Genomic DNA, 17,530 nt, shown 5'->3' with positions numbered 1-17,530 from the left:
GCGCCGCCGCCGGCCGCACCCGCGCCCGCTCCGCCACCCGTCGTAGTACCGTCCGTCCCCGGTGGCGCCGTCACCGATCCCGCCGGGGCCCAGAGCTATGCATCGGGCCGCCTGGGTGCCTACGGGTGGGGCCAGGACCAGTATCTGTGCCTCGCCCAGCTCTGGACCAAGGAGTCCAACTGGCTGACCACGGCCACCAACCCCTATTCGGGCGCCTACGGCATCCCGCAGGCGCTGCCGCCGGGCAAATATTCCAGCGCCGGAAGTGATTGGCTGACCAACTACCGCACGCAGATTGAGTGGGGGCTGGGCTACATCCGCGACCGGTACCGCACGCCCTGCGCCGCCTGGGAGCACTCCGTGGCCCGGAACTGGTACTGACGCCGCGCTAGGCTGTCTGCATGCCTGATTTTGAGCGGTTCCGCCTTCTGCTCGAGGAAGAGCGGCAGCGGAAGATCGCATTGCTTCCGGCCCTCCGCGCGGACATCGCGTCCGCGAGCTCCGCGCGCCAGGACTCCAATGTGGACGACGAACACGACCCCGAGGGGGCGACCATAGCCTTCGAGCTGTCCCAGGCCTCGGCGCTGCTGAAGCAGAGCAGCGCGGGACTTGACCAGGTGGAGGCGGCTCTGGCGCGCATCGCCGCGGGGACCTACGGCACCTGTGCCGTCTGCGGCGAACCGATTGCCGAGGGCCGGCTGGAAGCGCGGCCCTGGACGCCTTACTGCATTAGCCACGCCGGGGCGGGGCGGCAGTGAGCGGAAGCATCGATGCGGTGGACGCTGCAGCAGGCTTCATAGACCGTACGCTGCAAAACGAGGGAGCCTGGTACCGGGCGGACGACGTCGGGTCCCGGCTGGGAGGTGTCCTGGCCTCCTACGGGTCTTCCGTAGGTGCAGTCCGCGGAACCGTCCGGGACGCGCTGCGGAAGTTCAAGGACCTTGACCACGACGCCGTGGTCATGCTGGCCTCCGTGCTGTGGGGCCAGCCGGGACCGGGCGCCAGGCCGGTCTTCGAACGCCGGCTTGCGGCCGTGGTGCTCCTCCAGGCCCGGTCCGGCCTCCTGCGCCATTCTGACCTGACCCGGATCGAGGGTTTCCTCCGCTCGTCCGAGACGCAGGAACTGGCTGGTCCGCTGGTTTCCGACGTGGTTGCGCCCCTGCTGGCGGGACTCCCCGGACGCGACCGCCAGCGCGCGGACGTGGTGATCGCCCGCTGGGCGCAGGACCCGGACCCGCGGCTGAAGCAGGCTGCAGCAAAGCTGGTTCAAGAAACGGACCCCGGCGCCCCCGGACAGGGCAGCGCCGCCATTCAAAGGAGACAACCGTGAATGATTCTTATGGCCTGGAACGCTTTGTGCTCGCACAGAACAGCGGGGGAACGTACGACCAGGCCCTTGGCGAACTGCAGGTTGGCAGCAAGACCGGACACTGGATGTGGTTCATCTTTCCGCAAATAGCCGGCCTGGGGCAGAGTGCCACGTCCCGGAAGTACGCCATCACCTCCCTGGCGGAGGCCCGCGCCTACCTTGACCATGACGTCCTCGGTCCGCGCCTGCTGGAGTGCGCGCAGGCCCTCACCATGCACGCCGGGCGCTCCGCGGAGGACATCCTGGGCGGCATCGACGCCCGCAAGCTGCAGTCGTCCATGACCCTGTTCCTGCGCGCCGCGCCCGGCGAGACAGTCTTCAAAACCGTCCTGGCCCAGTTCTTCGACGGACAGCCCGATGAGGCCACCGATGCCCTGCTGGCCGACCAGGACGGGGCGTAACCCCGGCCCTAGGGGGTGGGGCTGCCGCCATTGACGTTCAGCGTTTCGCCCACCACGAAGCTGGATTCCGGCGAGGCAAGGAACACGTATGCCGGGGCAAGTTCGGCCGGCTGGCCCGCCCGGCCGAGCGGAGTGGACTGGCCGAATTCCGGCAGTTCCTCCTTGGGTTGGCCGCTGCTCACCTGCAGCGGCGTCCAAATGGGACCCGGCGCCACGGCGTTCACCCGGATGCCCTTGGGGGCAAGCTGCTGGGCCAGGCCCTTGGTGAAGTTGTTGATGCTGGCCTTGGTGGTGGCGTAATCGACCAGCGTCGGTGAGGGGTTGTAGGCCTGGACGGAGGTGGTGTTGATGATGGTGGCACCGGCCGGAAGGTGCGGGAGCGCGGCCTTGGTCAGCCAGAACATCGCATACACGTTGGTCTTCAGCGTGTGGTCGAACTGTTCGTCCGTGATGTCCGTGAGGTCTTCCTGCGCCACCTGCTTGCCGGCGTTGTTGACCAGGATGTCCACACCGCCCAGTATGGCGACGGCGGTGTCCACGACGTCCCGGCAGACGGCGGGATCCTTGAGGTCGCCGGGCACCTTGACGGCCTTCCGGCCCGCCGCCTCGATGATGCTGGCGATACGGGCGGCGTCTTCTTCTTCCTGGGGCAGGTAGGACAGGACGACGTCAGCGCCTTCCCGGGCGAAGGCGATGGCCGTGGCCGCGCCGATTCCCGAGTCCGCGCCGGTGACGATTGCCTTGCGGCCCTCCAGCCGTCCGGTGCCGCGGTAGGTGTCCTCTCCCAAGTCCGCCTTCGGCTGGAGTGCCGCGTCCAGTCCTGGCTCCGGCTGGTGCTGCTGCGGCGGGGAGATGTGCTCGTAGGCGGTGACCGGATTACGGAACGTGTACTGGTCTGTCATGGTGGTCCTCCTGATGGCTGGGTGGATTCCAGGAAACTAAGCACAAGATGCTAAGCATGCTTACTGTTCCAGCCTAGGCACAGCGGAGGGCGGCTGCCAACCCCCCCCCGCGCCTACCCGCGGGGGAGCTCCACCAGCCGCACCCCAGTCAGCCGGCCGTCGTCGACGCTTGCCGTCATGTAGGTGCACGCCGGCTGGCGCCGCCGGTCCGTCGGCGACCCTGGGTTCAGGAGCCGCAGGCCACCCGGAGCCGTGGTGTCCCAGGGAATATGGCTGTGCCCGAAGACCAGGACGTCCGTTTGGGGGTACAGCGCCTCGCAGCGCTGCTCCCGGCCCTTTGCCTGCCCCGTCTCATGGACCATTGCGAACCGGACTCCCTCCAGCGTGACGTGCGCGGTCTCGGGGAGCCGGGCGCGCAGTTCCGGGCCGTCATTGTTGCCGTAGACGGCCACCAGCATGCGGCTGCGCCCTTCCAGCTGGTCCAGCAGCTCCGCCTCCACCCAGTCCCCGGCGTGGAACACCACGTCGGCACTTTCGACGGCGGCCCACACCTGGACGGGCAGGTCCCGGGCGCGCTTGGGCACGTGGGTGTCGGCGATCAGCACAAGCTTCAACGGCATAGGGAAAATCCTGCCACGCGGGGCCTGTTCCGGTGTGCCGTCCAGTCGTAATCTTGGGCTGGGAGGTGATTGCCATGGAGGCAGCGCAGGGCGACCGCATCATCGTCCACGGCCGGAATGTCGGTTCCACGGACCGTCACGGGGTGATCCTGGAAGTGCGGGGCCAGGGCGGGACCCCGCCCTATCTGGTCCGCTTTGACGACGGACACGAAACCATCATGTATCCCGGCGGCGATTTCGCCGTCGAACGCGGACACGGCAACTAAAGCCCCGCCCAGCGCTGGGCCGGGCGGAAGCCACCTGCCAGACTGGACTGATGGATCATTCACTGGCCTCCGCCGCGTCCGCCACCCCACCCGCACGCACCGGGCCCCGGGATCCCGGGGACGCCTGGGTGGACGGCGACCGGGGGCGGTTCTGGGGCCGCTTCGGCGCGGCCGGAGTGCTGGCGTATGACCGCGGCAAAGGCGTCCTGTTGCAGCACCGGGCCGTCTGGAGCCATAACGGCGGAACGTGGGGCCTGCCGGGCGGTGCACTCCACCAGGGCGAAGACCCGGTGGTTGGCGCCCTCCGCGAAGCCTACGAGGAAGCGGCCGTGCCGCGGGACGGTGTGGACGTGCTCTTTACATCCGTCCTGGACCTGGGCTACTGGTCCTACACCACCGTGGTGGTGCTGGTGCGCGAGCCGTTCGACCCCGTGATCAGCGATCCCGAGAGCATTGAGCTGCTGTGGATCCCGGTCGATGACGTGGAGGGCATGAACCTGCACCCGGGGTTTGCCGCCGCCTGGCCGGGCCTGCGCCCGCGGCTGGTGGCCTAGCCCGAACACCTGCCCGCTTCTGATCCTGCCCAGCCGTTCCCCGCCTAGTAGTCGGGTCCGTACTCGGCGGAAACCAGGATGGGAAGGTGGTCGGAGTTGCCGCGCGGAAGCGTCTCCACGCTCTGGATGTCCAGGCCAAGGGACGTTGCGAAATCAAAGTGCCCCTTGAACACCTTGTAGCGGGTGTAGGTGCGGCGGTTGCTCAGCGAGAGGGCGTACCCGGACTTTTTCATGTGGATGTCCAGGTTCTTGGTGAAGAACGGGTAGTTGAAATCGCCCACCATCAGCGTCATCAGGCCCCTGCCCATGCTGAGCAATTCGGCGTGGGCGGCATGGATCTGCTTACGCCGCAGGGAATTTGAGGCCGTGAGCGGCGCGGCATGGAAAGAACCGATGACCAGCTCATGCTGGGTCTCGTTGTCCATCACCCGCACCCCGATCAGCCGCTCATGCGCCGGCGCCAGGACCCTGTCATGCATGGACTTCTTCAAGGCGAACGACTGGGTGTCCAGCGCCGTGAAGCGGCTGGTGCGGTAGTAGACGGCCAGTCCCAGCCGGTTGCCTTTGGTGACATGGGCAAGGTGCAGGGGGCCAAGGGTTTCCGGCAGGTCGCTCGCATCCACTTCCTGGAGGCAGAGCGCATCGATCCCGTGGTTCCGGGCCAGGGCGAGGAGTTCCCCGCTGGCCTTGTGTTTGCGGAGGTTGTAGCTGATGACGCGCATTGAACACCTCGTTTCGAGGATGGTGACAGGACCAGTTCCTGAGTCTAGTCCGCTGCGTCTGTCCAACCTCAAACATTTCGCGGCTGCGATCTACGCGCCGTACTGCCGCGGACCACCCCGGCAGGGCGGCTAGAGTTAGTGGACATTCACTGGAATTCCCTGAAAGGCTCCCGTTGACTGAAGAGCTTCCCGAGCTGGCCAAAGGCAACGCCTACTACGTAGCCCTGGGCGGCGGCCGTTTCCGGTCCACCCTCCACGCCCAGGGCGCCTGGAACGCCCACGAACAGCACATGGCTCCCGCCTCCGGTTTGCTGGCCGACGCCCTGGAGCGTCACCAGCCGCGGACCGGGATGCGGATGGCACGGCTCAGCTACGAAATCCTGGGCCTCATCCCCGGCGGGGAATTCTTCATCGGAACAGAGACGCTCCGGCCCGGGAAGACCATTGAGCTGGTGCAGGCGGAGCTTGTCGCCGCGGGCCGGCCGGCCATCCGGGCCACGGCCTGGCGGATGGCCACCAGCGACACCGGTGCCGTGGCCGCCGTCGAAGACGCAACCATTCCCGGCCCTGACGAATGCAAACCCTACGACGGTGCCGCCGTCTGGCCCGGAGGCTACATCCGGTCCCTCGAAATGCGTGTGGCGGAGGGACACCGGCCCGGAGCCGGCAAAGTCTGGTTGCGCACCGCCCACCCCCTCACGGACCGGGACGACAGCAGCGACCTCGCCCGGCTGATCGGTATGGTCGACACCGCCAACGGCATCGCCGCCCGGGTTCCGCCGGGCCGGGACAGTTACGCCTTCCCCAACCTTGACCTGCAGATCCACATGTACCGGCAACCGGAGGGGGAGTGGCTGGGGCTGGACAACGCAGTGTCCTTCGGCACGGACGGGATCGGGCTCACTTCCACCGTCCTGCATGACAGGCTGGGCCCGTTCGGGCGTGCCGAACAGATCCTGACGCTGCGCCGTACCTGACCCGTTGATGATGGTCACTTAAGCCGCGCTGGACGTATCGTTGTATATCGTTCACGTGCTCCAAAGGAGACCAGCATGAATGGACCGTTCCCGGCCTACGGATTCGGTGGCAGCAGCAATATCGAGGGCCTGTGGCAGGCTGTGGAGGAACTGCGCTCACGGTTTGAGAAGCGCGCCGGCGCCCGCGCCGGCAAGGGCGACGTGAGGGCCGCTGTGCTGGCCCTGCTCGCAGAGCGTCCCCTGCACGGGTACCAGATCATCCGCGAAATCGAGGAGCGGAGCGGCGGCAACTGGAAGCCGGGCGCCGGCTCTGTGTACCCCATGCTCCAGTTGCTGGCCGACGAGGGCATCATCACGGCCGAGGAATCGAACGGCCGGAAAATCTACACCCTCACCGGGGCCGGCCGGGAAGAGGTGGCCCGCGACCACATCTCCGAGCCGTGGAACGCAGGCGGACCTGCCGGTGGAGGGGGTTTCGCGTCCCTGCCCAAGGCAGGCGTTGAGCTTGCGCAGGCGGCCGCGCAAGTGGGGCGGACCGGGTCACCGGACCAGGTGAAACAGGCGGTGGCGGTACTGGACGAGGCGCGGCGCCGGATCTACTCCATCCTCGCCCAGGACTGATGCAGGTGCCGCCGCTCCGCCGCGGCCCGGAGGATCCGGTGCCCGGAGCGGCAGGCACCCGTGCCCGGTACCGCCGGATCCTCCGTTTCGCCGCCTGGAACCTGGCTTCGATTTGGTGGTTCGAGCTCTTCCTGCCGCGGATCGGGCTGGCGCGGATTGCCGGGCGGACCCGCTCCCAGCGGATGCAGCGCTTTGCCCGCCGCTTCCACCAGCTCGCGGTGGACCTTGGCGGCCTGATGATCAAAGTGGGCCAGTTCCTGTCGTCCAGGCTGGATGTGCTGCCCCCGGAAATAACCAAGGAGCTCGAAGGCCTGCAGGATGAGGTCCCGCCAGTTCCGTTCCCGGCCCTCCGCACCGTTGCTGAAACCGAACTCGGCTGTCCGCTGGAGCGCGTGTTCGCCGTGTTCGAGGAAACACCGGTTGCGGCAGCCTCACTCGGCCAGGCGCACCGGGCACGGCTTCGTCCTGAGTTCGCCGAGGAGGCCGGGCTCAAGGACGTGGTGGTGAAGGTGCAGCGTCCGGGCATCGAGGTGATTGTGGGAGTCGACCTGGCGGCCCTGCGCAGGGTTGGCGGCTGGCTCAGCCACTTCCGCCTCATTTCCGACCGGGCGGATGTTCCCGCCCTGGTGGAGGAATTCGCCCGGACCAGCCACGAAGAGATCGACTACCTCCACGAAGCAGCCAACTCAGAGCGGTTTGCCGCTGATTTCGACGCCGACGCCCGCGTCCAGGTTCCCGTGCCCGTGTGGGAACAAAGCACCCGCCGCGTCCTCACCCTCGAGGACGTCACTGCCATCAAAATCACCGATGTCGCTGGGCTCCGCGCGGCCGGGATTGATCCGGTTGGGGTGGCTCCGGTGTTCGCCGCGGTCATGTTCGACCAGTTGTTCACAAACGGCTTCTTCCACGCCGACCCCCATCCCGGAAACATTTTCGTCACGCCCGCCCATCACGGCAGCAGCCCAGACCCGTGGAAACTGACGTTCATCGACTTCGGCATGATGGGCGAGGTCACCGCGTCAACACGCAGTGGCCTCCGCAAGCTCTTGATCGCCGCTGCGGCGCGTGATGGCAAGGGGCTGGTAGCGGCCATCCGGGAGGTGGGCGCCCTGGTTCCGGCGGCCGACTCCGTCGAGCTGGAGCGAGCCATGACGCAGGTTTTCGCCCGGTTCGGGGGGATGGGGTTCGCTGAGCTCCGCGAGGTGGATCCACGTGAGTTCCTTAATTTTGCGGTGGAGTTCGGCGACCTGGTCCGCTCGCTGCCGTTCCAGCTGCCCGAGAACTTCCTGCTGATCATCCGCGCCATGTCACTGACCTCCGGGGTGTGCAGTTCCCTGGACCCTCGATTCAACCTGTGGGACTCGGTGGAACCTTATGCCGCCCGTTTACTGCGGGACGAGCGGGGCAACCTTGTGCAGGACGCCGCCCGGCAGGCGCTGGACGCCGCCGGTTTCGTATTTCGGTTGCCCGGGCGGCTGGAGGGGCTTCTTAGCCGCGTCGAAGAGGGGCAACTTTCCGTTGCCAACCCCCGCCTTGAACGCCAGGTGGCCCGGCTGGAACGTACGGGACGGCGGACAGCCTCGGTCCTCGTGTTTGCGGCCCTTCTGGTTGCCGGTGCAGTGGTCCGTGCTGACGATGCCGGGCTGGGGAATGTCCTGATGCTCGCCTCGTCGGTCCCGTTGCTCGCCGCGCTGTGGTCCGCCCGCCGCGGGCTGTGATCAAGGCCGGGGGCGACGGCGTAACCTAGGGTTGGCCGATCCGCCAGTAGTCCAGAGAAAGCGAGCCCAACACCATGCACCATGCCACTCCGGGACCCCGTGCGCTCACGGTAGTGCGGCAGGAAGCTTCGCTGGGGGCAGGGCGGGACCTGGAATTCGGGCTGGAGCTGCTGGCCAGGGCAAAGTCGGGGGACATAGGGCCCACGCTGAGGCTTTACCGGCCTGCCCCCACGGTGGCCTTCGGCCAGCGGGACACCCGCCTGCCCGGATTCGAGGCGGCAGCGCAGGCCTGCCGGGACAACGGCTTCGAACCCCTGGTCCGCCGGGCCGGCGGGAGGGCGGCCGCATACCATCAGGGGACGCTGGTGGTGGACCATATTGAACCGGACGCGGATGCGATTGCCGGCTCCAAGGAGCGTTTCGGGTATTTCGGCGAGCTGTTTGCCCAGGTTCTGCAGAGTGTTGGCGTGCAGGCCGGCGTGGGGGAAATACCGGGGGAGTACTGCCCCGGCGAGTTCAGCGTTCACGGCACCGCCGCCGCGGACGGGTCCCGGATCAAACTCGTGGGGACGGCCCAGCGCGTCGTTGCCGGCGGCTGGCTGTTCAGCTCGGTCATCGTGGTGGAAAACTCCGCGCCCATCCGGAAAGTCCTGACCGACAGCTACGCGGCCCTCGGTCTGGACTGGGACCCGGCCACGGCGGGCGCCGTCGAGGACCTGGTGCCCGGCGTGGGCGTCGATGCCGTGGAGGAGGCCCTGCTTAAGACGTATGCGGGCCACGCCACCCTGGAGACTGCTTCATTCAGCAGCCTGGGGGCATGACCCGCATCGTGTGTCTTTCATGCGGCTCTTCGCCGCGGGGAGTTACGCTGCCAGGCGCGTCTTGACCTCTGCAGCGGACGGGTTGGTGGCGGCCGTGCCGTCCGGGAAAAGCACGGTGGGAACAGTGCGGTTTCCGCCGTTGAGCTGCTCCACGAGTTCGGCGGTGCCTTCCACTTCCTCGATGTTGATCTCGGTGTAGCCGATGCCCTGCGCGTCCAGCTGCTTCTTCAGGCGGTTGCAGTAGCCGCACCAAGTGGTGGAAAACATGGTGATGGTGCCGGATTCGGGAGTGAAGTCCACAGGGTTCTCCTCTGCGTCGGTGAAGGTTTTCGTTCCTGTCAACGGTAGCGTGCCGGCAGGTATTCCCCGCTGCCCGGGGTAGCCCGGCACCCTTGGATGACAGTATGTGGCGCCGATGGCATGCTGGAGCCATGTGTGGACGCTATGTAATGGCACGTGCCGTGGGGGACCTACTGGCAGAGTTCGACGCCGAGCTCGAAGACGAGGTGAATATCCCGCCGTCATGGAATGTGGCGCCCACGGATGACGTCCCTATCGTGCTGGAGCGGCTGATCGACGACGGCACTCGGCTTGACGACGGCACTGGGCTTGACGACGGCACTGGGCTTGACCATAACACTGGGCGCCGGCAGGTGCGGCAGCTGCATGTGGCGCGATGGGGCCTGGTTCCGTCCTGGGCCAAGGATCCCGGCATCGGCTCCCGGATGATCAACGCCCGGAGCGAATCGGTGCTCGAGAAGCCCGCGTTCCGGAAAGCCGTCCAGTCCCGACGGTGCGCCGTCCCGGCGGACGGCTATTACGAGTGGAAACAGGGACCGGGCAAGTCGAAGCAGCCGTATTATGTGCACCCCGGCGAGGGGCGCGGGCTCGCGTTCGCCGGGCTGTACGAGTGGTGGAGGGACCCGTCCGTCCCGGCGGGTGAACCGGGGCAATGGCTGCTCTCCACCTCTATCCTGACCACTGACACGCCCCCGCCCGGCTCCGAGTCAACGGTGTTCGGCAAGCTCACCGCCCTGCACGACAGGGTCCCCCTGCCCATGGACAAAGCCACCATGCAGGCCTGGCTCGACCCGGACGCTGATGACGCAGCCGGACTGGTGGACCTGGTGCGGTCCGGCGTCAAGGACGTGGCCGCCGACTGGCAGGTGGAGTCCGTGGGCAAGGAGGTTGGCAACGTGCGCAACAACGGGCCTGACCTGATTCGTCCGGTGGCAGCCCTGTTCTAGCCTGGGCTCAAGCAGCCCGGCGACCGGTGAACCGGGCGTTATATGGTGACTGTCCCGGCGTCGTCCACTGCCCATGTGGGGTTGTACGCCACCTCCCAGCGGAAGCCGTCCGGATCGGCGAAATAGCCGCTGTACCCGCCCCACGGCTGGGTCACGGGTTCAGCGACAACCGTGGCTCCCGCGGCCGCGGCCTCCGCCATCACCCGGTCCACTTCCTCAGGGCTTGCCAGGTTGTGGCTGAGGGTGATGCACGGGACCGGGCCGGGCGCTCCCACGCCTGCCTCGGCCTGCATCTGGCCCGCGTCCCACAAGGACAGGACCAGGCCGTGGTTGACCTGGATGAATGCCACATCCCCTTCCACTTCCTTGTGGACAGGCCAGCCAAGGCCGTCAACATAGAACGCGCGGGAGGCCGGGACGCTGCGGACACCTAATGAGATGAAGTCGACTCTGGGCTGCATGCTTCGATACTGTCAGATGATGGCGACGATTCAAGGAAACGATAGGGACGCACTGGCCGACAAGGAACAGCTCGCTGCCGTCCGGGTTGCTGTTGACGAGGTGGATGACCAGATTGTCACCCTCATAGCCCGCCGCGAACGGCTGATCCGGATCGCCGGGACCCTGAAGGGCGACGACGCCGAGGTCCGTGCCCCCGACCGCGTGGAAAAGATCATTGAGCACGTCCGCTCAGCCGCAGAGAAGAAGGACATCGACCCGGACATCGTCGAATCGACGTACCGGACGATGATCTCCGGGTTCATTGAACTGGAGATGCGCGTCCATAAAGAAAACAGCTGAGCCGCGCCGGCCCAGCTGTTACAGGCTTTCCTCCACGGGAACGCCGTGCTGGAACTCCCTGCCGTCCGCCTCGCTGAAGGCCGACATGGTGTGCCCCTCGCCAAGCCCGTTGATGGCCGCTACCGGAAACTGCGCGGTGATCGAGTTCTCCGAGTGCGAGACGCCGGACAGGTCATAGGTTTCTTCTACTCCCTGTTCCCGATTAAACGAGTAAAAAGCTATGGCTTCACCGTTCATGAACTCGACGCACAGGCGCCGCTGGGACGAATAGTCGGGTGTGGCTCCAACCAGGCCTACGACATAGGCGCCAGATGCGGGAATGGTGCCGTCGATGTCGAAGGTTGCTACGAGGGTGGAGTCCTCGGCCTTGATGCTTGCCTGCTTGAGGAGTGCGTCTTGGGTTTTCATGGCTCAATCCTGCTCCCTGCCGAACAGTCCGTCCACCCCTCTTTCCAGCAGCAGCCCACTTTTCTATGCAGCACTGCCAACGCGGCGTAGACTGGAGATATTCGAACAAATATTCGAACTGATTCCAGGGTCATCAAGGAGGCGCTATGGGCATGTTCAGCGAATCCGTTGATGTCGACTGCGCCCCGGAAGGCCAGCCCCGAAGCGTTGTTTGGGGTGGCATCTCTTATGACGTCTGCGCCGAGCCCCTGCGCTGGTACGAGCGCCGGCAGTGGTGGGCCGAAGACAGCAGGGCCCCCTTGGGAAGCGGTCCCGGGGTTGTCGACCACGAAATATGGCGGGTGCAGGTTGTACCCGCGCTGCACGGCAAACCCAGGGACGCTGCTCAGCAGGAACCACTCACCCTTGACCTCACGCGACATCTCCGCAGCGGCCGCTGGCGGCTCCTGCGGATCCATGACGCCCTCCACCACAGAACAGCATGAGCTTTACGCATCTCCACGTTTCCACTGCCTTCAGTGCCCACTATGGTGTTTCCTGGCCGGAGGAGTTGGCGCAGGCCGCTGCCGCTGATGGGGCGACGGCGCTCGCCTGCACCGACCGTGATGGCCTCTACGGAACCATCAAGCACCTGAAAGCCTGTATGGCAGCAGGCATAGACCCCATTGTGGGCGTCGATTTGGCCATCCTTGACGACGACGGCGACCACCGCACCCAGGTGGCGGGCAGGGTTGTGGTACTTGCCCGGGGGCACAACAACGGGGCCGGTTACCGCGCCCTCTGCCGCCTGATCTCCGACGCCCACGCCAGGACCTCCGGGAAATCCGGGGGAGTGGTGCCTGTTGCTGTGACACGCGCCGAACTGGCTTCCCGGACGCTGGACCCGGCATCGCTCAAGCCTGTGCTGACAGTACTGATCGGTCCCGACTCGGACGTTGGCCACGCGATGGGAGGACGGCGCTACCTGCGCCCGCGGACACTATTCAAGCAGTGGCTGGATGCCATGCCCGCGGGAACAGTTGCTGCCGAAATTGTTTCCCAGCTGAGCGCGCCGGGTTCACCGCTCAGCACGGCCCATGCGGTCCGCATGCTCCGCCTGGCGGAGGAACACCAGGTTCCGGCAATCCTCACCAACGCCGTGAGGTACTGTGCGGCAGACGGGGCCCCCACCGCTGATGTCCTGGATTCTGCCCGCACCCTGAAGTCCCTGCCGGAACTGGCCGGTGAACCATTGCTTCAGCCCACAGGCCAGGGCTGGCTGAAAACCTCCGCCCAGATGCTGCAGCTTGCCAAGGAAATCATTGCTGCAGCCGGGTACGGCACGGCAGACCTCCAACAGCTGATGGCCCAAACCGAGGCGCTCGCCGACCGCTGCCGGATCGACCCCGTAACAGACATGGGATGGAAACAGCCGGTGGTGCCCGAGGCCTCGGTCATCGGCATCAGCCAGGACGCGCACGCCGAGCTGGTGCAGCGCTGCCACTCAGGAATCGGCAGGCGGTTCCCGGGCATCAGGGGGACAGCCGAAAACTCCATGCTGGCAAGGCTCGACCATGAACTGGGCATCATCCGGAATTTGGGTTTTTCCTCCTACTTCCTGACCGTTGCGGAGGTTTCCCGGATGATCCAGGACATGGGTGTCAGGGCTGCTGCGCGGGGATCGGGGGCATCCAGCCTGGTCAACTATTTGATTGACATCAGCCAGGTGAACCCGCTCCAGCATGACCTGATCTTCGAGCGGTTCCTTTCACAGGACCGCGCCACATTGCCTGACATTGACATCGATGTCGAAAGCGCCGAACGCCATAACGTGTACCGGAAGATTTTTGAACGTTTCGGTGCTGAGCGGGTCACGCTGATGAGCATGCAAAACGGCTACCGGGCCAGGGGGGCCGTGCGCGATGCCGGGCTTGCCCTCGGCATGGATGATGGCGAAGTAGGGGAAATTGCCAAGCAGCTCTGGCGGTTCTCCGCCAGTAAATTCCGGGAGGCATTGCAGGAAAAACCTGAGCTTCGGGAGTTCGCCGGAAGGGTCGGGCAAAGTGAAACCGAAGGGAACCAGCAGCTGGATCTGCTGGTGGACCTGACCGAACGCCTTGACCGGCTGCCGCGGCACATTTCCATGCATCCCTGCGGCGTGATCCTGGGCGATGCCACCCTGCTGGACAGGACCCCGGTGCAGCCAAGCGGGCTGGGGTTGCCCATGAGCCAGTTCGACAAGCACGACATGGATCCAATGGGCATGCTGAAGCTTGACGTCCTTGGCGTCAGGATGCAAAGCGCCATGGCTTTCGCGGTCCGGGAAATCATCCGCATCCATCCCGGCAGGGACGAGGTGGTTACGGCTGGAAACCATGCCCCCGGCCCGGACGGTTCGGGGCCTGACTACATTGCCGACAATGGCCTCATCGACCTCAACGCCGTCCCCCTGGATGACGAAGCCACCTATGAACTGATCAGGAGTACCCACACGTTGGGGTGCTTCCAGATCGAATCCCCGGGCCAGCGTGAGCTGATCGGCAAGATGGCGCCACGGGAATTCAATGACCTCATCATCGACATCTCCCTGTTCCGCCCCGGCCCCATGAAATCGGACATGGTCCGGCCGTTCCTGGAGCACCGGCACGGTTTCGCGCCCGAAGTGTACCCCCATCCGCTCCTCAAGCCGGTGCTCCAGGAAACCCACGGGGTGACGGTGTTTCACGAACAGATCCTGAGGACCTTCGATGTGATGACCGGGTGCGGGCTGGCGAAAGCCGATGAGTTCCGCCGGGCGTTGAGCAATGAACAAGGGGAGGCGCAGGTTGAGGAGTATTTCCGCAGGGAAGCGAAGGCAAGGAACTTTTCACCTGACGTTGTGGACCATGTCTGGGGAACCCTGAAGTCATTCGCCAGTTTTGGTTTCTGCAAAGCCCACGGTGCTGCGTTCGCCGTACCCACGTACCAGTCGGCCTGGCTGAAAACACACCACCCGGAAGCGTTCCTGGCCGGCCTGTGGGAGCACGATCCCGGGATGTACCCCAAACGGCTGCTCGTTGCTGAAGCGCGCCGGCTGGGCATCCCGATCCTTCCCCTCGATATCAATAAGAGCAAAGCCGAATACCGGGTGGAGCGGATTCCGGCGGGCACGGATGCCGGGAAACTGGGAATCAGGTTGAGCCTGAAGGGGATCTACGGGTTGTCCGCCACTGAGCTGAAACGGATCGTTGCCGGGCAACCCTACGACTCCTTCGCGGACCTCCGTGCCCGGTCAAGGATCAGCAAGCCCACCATCAAGCGGCTTGCCCAGTTGGGGGCATTTGATTCTCTCCACCGCGAAGCCGGCGGGGCGGCAAACAGGGCCGACCTCGTGCAACACCTGCAGAAACTCCAGGCCGGAACGGCCGGGAAGAAGGGCGTGGAGGTCCTCGAAGGGCAGCTGTCGCTCCCGCTGGGGGATGTGGAACTTCGGAACGTTAAACCGGGCCTGCCCGAACCAACCCTCGTGGAGACTGTGCGCGCCGAGCTTGACCTGATGGCCGTCGACGTCAGCACCCACCTGATGGACAGCCACCGGCCCCTGCTGGACAAACTGGGTGTCACCACCGCGGACAAACTCCTTGGCCTGAGGAACGGCACCGAAGTCCTGGTGGCAGGTGTTCGGGTCGCCACCCAGACGCCTCCCATGCGTGGCGGCAGGCGGGTGGTGTTCATCAGCATCGACGACGGTACCGGCTGTATCGATTCGGTCTTCTTCCACGAAGCCCAGGAAAACGCCGGGCCGCTCCTGTTCGGCACCAGGCTGCTGCTGATTCGCGGTACCACAAGGCGGACCGGACCACGCGGAATCAGCCTGAGCGCAAGCATGGCCTGGGACCTCAGCCGGACAGAAACCCTGCCGTTCCCGCCTTCGGCAACCCCCCTCCCTGCCGAAGACCACCCACTGGACGGCATCAACAGGAGCCTTGCCATCACCGGTTTCAACGGCTGACCCGGCCTGCGTGCCGCGTTGGTCGGCCCTCTGCCGAACGGATAGCATGGACGATGGCTGGCTGTGGTCCCCGTACGCCACAAGCTATGAAGCCTGAACTTTGAATAGGAGACACCCGTGTCAGATGCCCAGCAGATCACCCTCGTCGTCGATGGCGAAGAGACCAAGGTGACTACCGGGACAACCGGTGCGGAACTCTTCTTTGAGCGCCGCGACGTCGTCGTAGCCCGGGTCAACGGCGAACTGAAGGACCTGGACCAGGAACTGCCCGAAGGCGCAACCATCGAAGGCGTCACCATCGACTCCCCGGACGGCCTGAACGTCCTGCGCCACTCCACCGCACACGTGATGGCCCAGGCAGTACAGCAGCTGCGCCCCGACGCCAAACTCGGCATCGGCCCCTACATCACAGACGGGTTCTACTTCGACTTCGACGTCGCCGAGCCCTTCACCCCCGAGGACCTCAAGACCCTCGAAAAGATGATGCAGAAGATCATCAACCAGAACCAGAAGTTCGTTCGCCGCGTGGTCAACGAGGACGAAGCCCGCGAGGCCATGAAAAACGAGCCGTACAAGCTTGAGCTGCTGGGCAAGAAAAACGAAGCCGCCGAGGCCGGCGAAGGTGTCAACGTCGAAGTCGGTGCCGGTGACATCACCATCTACGACAACGTCGAGCGCAAGGACGGCACCACTGTGTGGTGCGACCTCTGCCGCGGCCCGCACCTGCCCAACACCAAGCTCATCTCCAACGCCTTCGCGCTGACCCGCTCATCCTCCGCCTACTGGCTGGGCAACCAGAAGAACCAGCAGCTGCAGCGGATCTACGGCACTGCATGGCCCACCAAGGACGCGCTGAAGGCCTACCAGGAGCGCATTGCCGAGGCTGAGCGCCGCGACCACCGCAAGCTCGGCTCGGAACTGGACCTGTTTTCGTTCCCGGACGAACTCGGTTCCGGCCTTCCGGTGTTCCACCCCAAGGGCGGCATCATCCGCAAGGAGATGGAGGACTACTCTCGCCAGCGCCACGTCGAGGCAGGCTACGAGTTCGTTTACACGCCCCACATCACCAAAGGCCACCTCTACGAGGTCTCCGGCCACCTGGACTGGTATCGGGAGGGCATGTTCCCGGCCATGCACGTCGACGCCGAACTCAATGAGGACGGCACCGTACGCAAGCCCGGCCAGGACTACTACCTGAAGCCGATGAACTGCCCCATGCACAACCTGATCTTCAGGTCCCGCGGACGCTCCTACCGTGAGCTGCCGCTGCGGCTGTTCGAATTCGGGTCCGTCTACCGGTACGAGAAGTCCGGTGTGGTCCACGGCCTTACCAGGGTCCGGGGCATGACACAGGACGACGCCCACATCTACTGCACCCGCGAGCAGATGAAGGACGAACTGACCAAGACGCTGACCTTCGTCCTCGACCTGCTCAAGGACTACGGGTTGAACGACTTCTACCTGGAGCTGTCCACCAAGGATCCGGAAAAGTACGTCGGCGACGACGCCGCCTGGGAAGAAGCCACCAGGACCCTCGCCGAGGTGGCCCAGGAATCGGGCCTGGAACTTGTGCCCGATCCCGGCGGAGCCGCGTTCTACGGTCCCAAGATTTCCGTCCAGGCAAAGGACGCCCTGGGGCGCACCTGGCAGATGTCCACCATCCAGCTGGACTTCAACCTGCCGGAACGCTTCGAACTCGAATTCCAGGCGGCGGACGGCACCCGCCAGCGTCCCGTGATGATCCACCGCGCCCTTTTCGGCTCGGTCGAACGGTTTATGGGCGTCCTCACCGAACACTACGCCGGCGCCTTCCCGGCCTGGCTCGCCCCCGTCCAGGTGGTAGGCATCCCCGTGGCCGAGGCCTTCAACGAGTACATGTTCGACGTCGTCGACCAGCTCAAGGCCGCGGGAATCCGCGCCGAGGTGGACACCACCTCGGACAGGTTCCCGAAGAAGATCCGCACCGCCAGCAAGGACAAGATCCCGTTCGTGCTGATCGCCGGCGGGGACGACGCCGAGGCCGGCGCGGTGTCTTTCCGGTTCCGGGACGGCAGCCAGGACAACGGGGTGCCGGTGGCCGAGGCCGTCAAGCGGATCACCGAAGCCGTCCGCAACCGGACCAGCTAGGGAACG

At 65.5% G+C, this 17,530-nt stretch carries 21 protein-coding genes; 15 read left to right on the top strand and 6 right to left on the bottom strand.

The window, feature by feature from the left end; genetic code table 11:
- The 4 genes from ACYQ1Z_RS10930 to ACYQ1Z_RS10915 form a co-directional block, all read left to right on the top strand.
- On the top strand, positions 1-381 hold a 381-nt coding region (locus ACYQ1Z_RS10930), incomplete at its 5' end, for an aggregation-promoting factor C-terminal-like domain-containing protein (protein WP_459792545.1).
- Between the two features lie 20 nt (positions 382-401).
- Positions 402-758: a TraR/DksA family transcriptional regulator gene (locus ACYQ1Z_RS10925; RefSeq protein WP_459792544.1), complete on the top strand. Its 357-nt coding sequence runs from the start codon at positions 402-404 to the stop codon at positions 756-758.
- Positions 755-1,330 carry a DNA alkylation repair protein gene (locus ACYQ1Z_RS10920; protein ID WP_459792543.1) on the top strand — a complete coding sequence of 192 codons (576 nt, stop codon included), beginning with the start codon at positions 755-757 and terminating at the stop codon, positions 1,328-1,330. The genes ACYQ1Z_RS10925 and ACYQ1Z_RS10920 overlap by 4 nt, the downstream gene beginning before the upstream one ends.
- Positions 1,327-1,770, top strand: a complete 444-nt coding sequence (locus ACYQ1Z_RS10915; RefSeq protein ID WP_459792542.1) for a DUF1810 domain-containing protein — start codon at positions 1,327-1,329, stop codon at positions 1,768-1,770. Before ACYQ1Z_RS10920 ends, ACYQ1Z_RS10915 begins: the two co-directional genes overlap by 4 nt.
- A gap of 8 nt (positions 1,771-1,778) precedes the next feature.
- On the opposite strand, the gene ACYQ1Z_RS10910 is transcribed toward ACYQ1Z_RS10915, so the two are convergent.
- The gene (locus tag ACYQ1Z_RS10910) at positions 1,779-2,672 is read right to left on the bottom strand and encodes a glucose 1-dehydrogenase (protein ID WP_459792541.1); all 894 of its coding nucleotides are present in this window, start codon (positions 2,670-2,672) and stop codon (positions 1,779-1,781) included.
- Between the two features lie 113 nt (positions 2,673-2,785).
- Positions 2,786-3,292, bottom strand: a complete 507-nt coding sequence (locus ACYQ1Z_RS10905; protein WP_459792540.1) for a metallophosphoesterase family protein — start codon at positions 3,290-3,292, stop codon at positions 2,786-2,788.
- 74 nt (positions 3,293-3,366) lie between these two features.
- Between ACYQ1Z_RS10905 and ACYQ1Z_RS10900 the strand changes: the two genes are divergently transcribed.
- Both ACYQ1Z_RS10900 and ACYQ1Z_RS10895 read left to right on the top strand, forming a co-directional pair.
- Complete coding sequence (locus ACYQ1Z_RS10900; protein ID WP_459792539.1) at positions 3,367-3,558, top strand: DUF1918 domain-containing protein; 192 nt, start codon at positions 3,367-3,369, stop codon at positions 3,556-3,558.
- A gap of 50 nt (positions 3,559-3,608) precedes the next feature.
- Positions 3,609-4,112 carry an NUDIX domain-containing protein gene (locus tag ACYQ1Z_RS10895; RefSeq protein WP_459792538.1) on the top strand — a complete coding sequence of 168 codons (504 nt, stop codon included), beginning with the start codon at positions 3,609-3,611 and terminating at the stop codon, positions 4,110-4,112.
- Between the two features lie 44 nt (positions 4,113-4,156).
- Here ACYQ1Z_RS10895 and ACYQ1Z_RS10890 read toward each other — a convergent pair whose 3' ends face one another.
- The gene (locus tag ACYQ1Z_RS10890; protein WP_459792537.1) at positions 4,157-4,834 is read right to left on the bottom strand and encodes an endonuclease/exonuclease/phosphatase family protein; all 678 of its coding nucleotides are present in this window, start codon (positions 4,832-4,834) and stop codon (positions 4,157-4,159) included.
- Positions 4,835-5,007: 173 nt separating this feature from the next.
- Between ACYQ1Z_RS10890 and ACYQ1Z_RS10885 the strand changes: the two genes are divergently transcribed.
- From ACYQ1Z_RS10885 to ACYQ1Z_RS10870, 4 genes are all read left to right on the top strand, one after another.
- Positions 5,008-5,811, top strand: coding sequence for a thioesterase family protein (locus ACYQ1Z_RS10885; RefSeq protein WP_459792536.1), 804 nt, complete (start codon positions 5,008-5,010; stop codon positions 5,809-5,811).
- Positions 5,812-5,886: 75 nt separating this feature from the next.
- The gene (locus ACYQ1Z_RS10880; protein WP_459792535.1) at positions 5,887-6,432 is read left to right on the top strand and encodes a PadR family transcriptional regulator; all 546 of its coding nucleotides are present in this window, start codon (positions 5,887-5,889) and stop codon (positions 6,430-6,432) included.
- Positions 6,432-8,150 (top strand): ABC1 kinase family protein, encoded by a 1,719-nt coding sequence (locus tag ACYQ1Z_RS10875; RefSeq protein ID WP_459792534.1) that lies wholly within the window; start codon positions 6,432-6,434, stop codon positions 8,148-8,150. The genes ACYQ1Z_RS10880 and ACYQ1Z_RS10875 overlap by 1 nt, the downstream gene beginning before the upstream one ends.
- A gap of 74 nt (positions 8,151-8,224) precedes the next feature.
- Complete coding sequence (locus tag ACYQ1Z_RS10870) at positions 8,225-8,971, top strand: lipoate--protein ligase family protein (RefSeq protein ID WP_459792533.1); 747 nt, start codon at positions 8,225-8,227, stop codon at positions 8,969-8,971.
- Between the two features lie 42 nt (positions 8,972-9,013).
- Here the strand turns inward: ACYQ1Z_RS10870 and ACYQ1Z_RS10865 are convergent, their stop codons facing one another.
- Positions 9,014-9,271: a mycoredoxin gene (locus tag ACYQ1Z_RS10865; protein WP_079596246.1), complete on the bottom strand. Its 258-nt coding sequence runs from the start codon at positions 9,269-9,271 to the stop codon at positions 9,014-9,016.
- Between the two features lie 149 nt (positions 9,272-9,420).
- Between ACYQ1Z_RS10865 and ACYQ1Z_RS10860 the strand changes: the two genes are divergently transcribed.
- Positions 9,421-10,218, top strand: coding sequence for an SOS response-associated peptidase (locus ACYQ1Z_RS10860; protein ID WP_459792532.1), 798 nt, complete (start codon positions 9,421-9,423; stop codon positions 10,216-10,218).
- Between the two features lie 38 nt (positions 10,219-10,256).
- Here ACYQ1Z_RS10860 and ACYQ1Z_RS10855 read toward each other — a convergent pair whose 3' ends face one another.
- Positions 10,257-10,679: a VOC family protein gene (locus ACYQ1Z_RS10855; protein ID WP_459792531.1), complete on the bottom strand. Its 423-nt coding sequence runs from the start codon at positions 10,677-10,679 to the stop codon at positions 10,257-10,259.
- 19 nt (positions 10,680-10,698) lie between these two features.
- Between ACYQ1Z_RS10855 and ACYQ1Z_RS10850 the strand changes: the two genes are divergently transcribed.
- On the top strand, positions 10,699-11,019 hold the full coding sequence (locus ACYQ1Z_RS10850) for a chorismate mutase (RefSeq protein ID WP_459792530.1): 321 nt from the start codon (positions 10,699-10,701) through the stop codon (positions 11,017-11,019).
- An 18-nt stretch (positions 11,020-11,037) separates the two neighbouring features.
- Here the strand turns inward: ACYQ1Z_RS10850 and ACYQ1Z_RS10845 are convergent, their stop codons facing one another.
- Positions 11,038-11,427 carry a hypothetical protein gene (locus tag ACYQ1Z_RS10845; RefSeq protein ID WP_459792529.1) on the bottom strand — a complete coding sequence of 130 codons (390 nt, stop codon included), beginning with the start codon at positions 11,425-11,427 and terminating at the stop codon, positions 11,038-11,040.
- A gap of 146 nt (positions 11,428-11,573) precedes the next feature.
- Between ACYQ1Z_RS10845 and ACYQ1Z_RS10840 the strand changes: the two genes are divergently transcribed.
- The 3 genes from ACYQ1Z_RS10840 (at position 11,574) to thrS (ending at position 17,524) form a co-directional block, all read left to right on the top strand.
- A complete protein-coding gene (locus ACYQ1Z_RS10840) occupies positions 11,574-11,912 on the top strand; it encodes a DUF6504 family protein (RefSeq protein ID WP_459792528.1) in 339 nt (112 codons plus the stop codon).
- Positions 11,909-15,397, top strand: coding sequence for a DNA polymerase III subunit alpha (locus ACYQ1Z_RS10835; protein WP_459792527.1), 3,489 nt, complete (start codon positions 11,909-11,911; stop codon positions 15,395-15,397). The genes ACYQ1Z_RS10840 and ACYQ1Z_RS10835 overlap by 4 nt, the downstream gene beginning before the upstream one ends.
- Before the next feature lie 117 nt (positions 15,398-15,514).
- Positions 15,515-17,524: a threonine--tRNA ligase gene (gene thrS, locus ACYQ1Z_RS10830; protein WP_459792526.1), complete on the top strand. Its 2,010-nt coding sequence runs from the start codon at positions 15,515-15,517 to the stop codon at positions 17,522-17,524.
- Positions 17,525-17,530 lie beyond the last annotated feature (6 nt).

This window comes from Arthrobacter sp. AD-310, from assembly GCF_054656615.1.
This window is presented reverse-complemented; position numbering and strand designations above follow the sequence as displayed.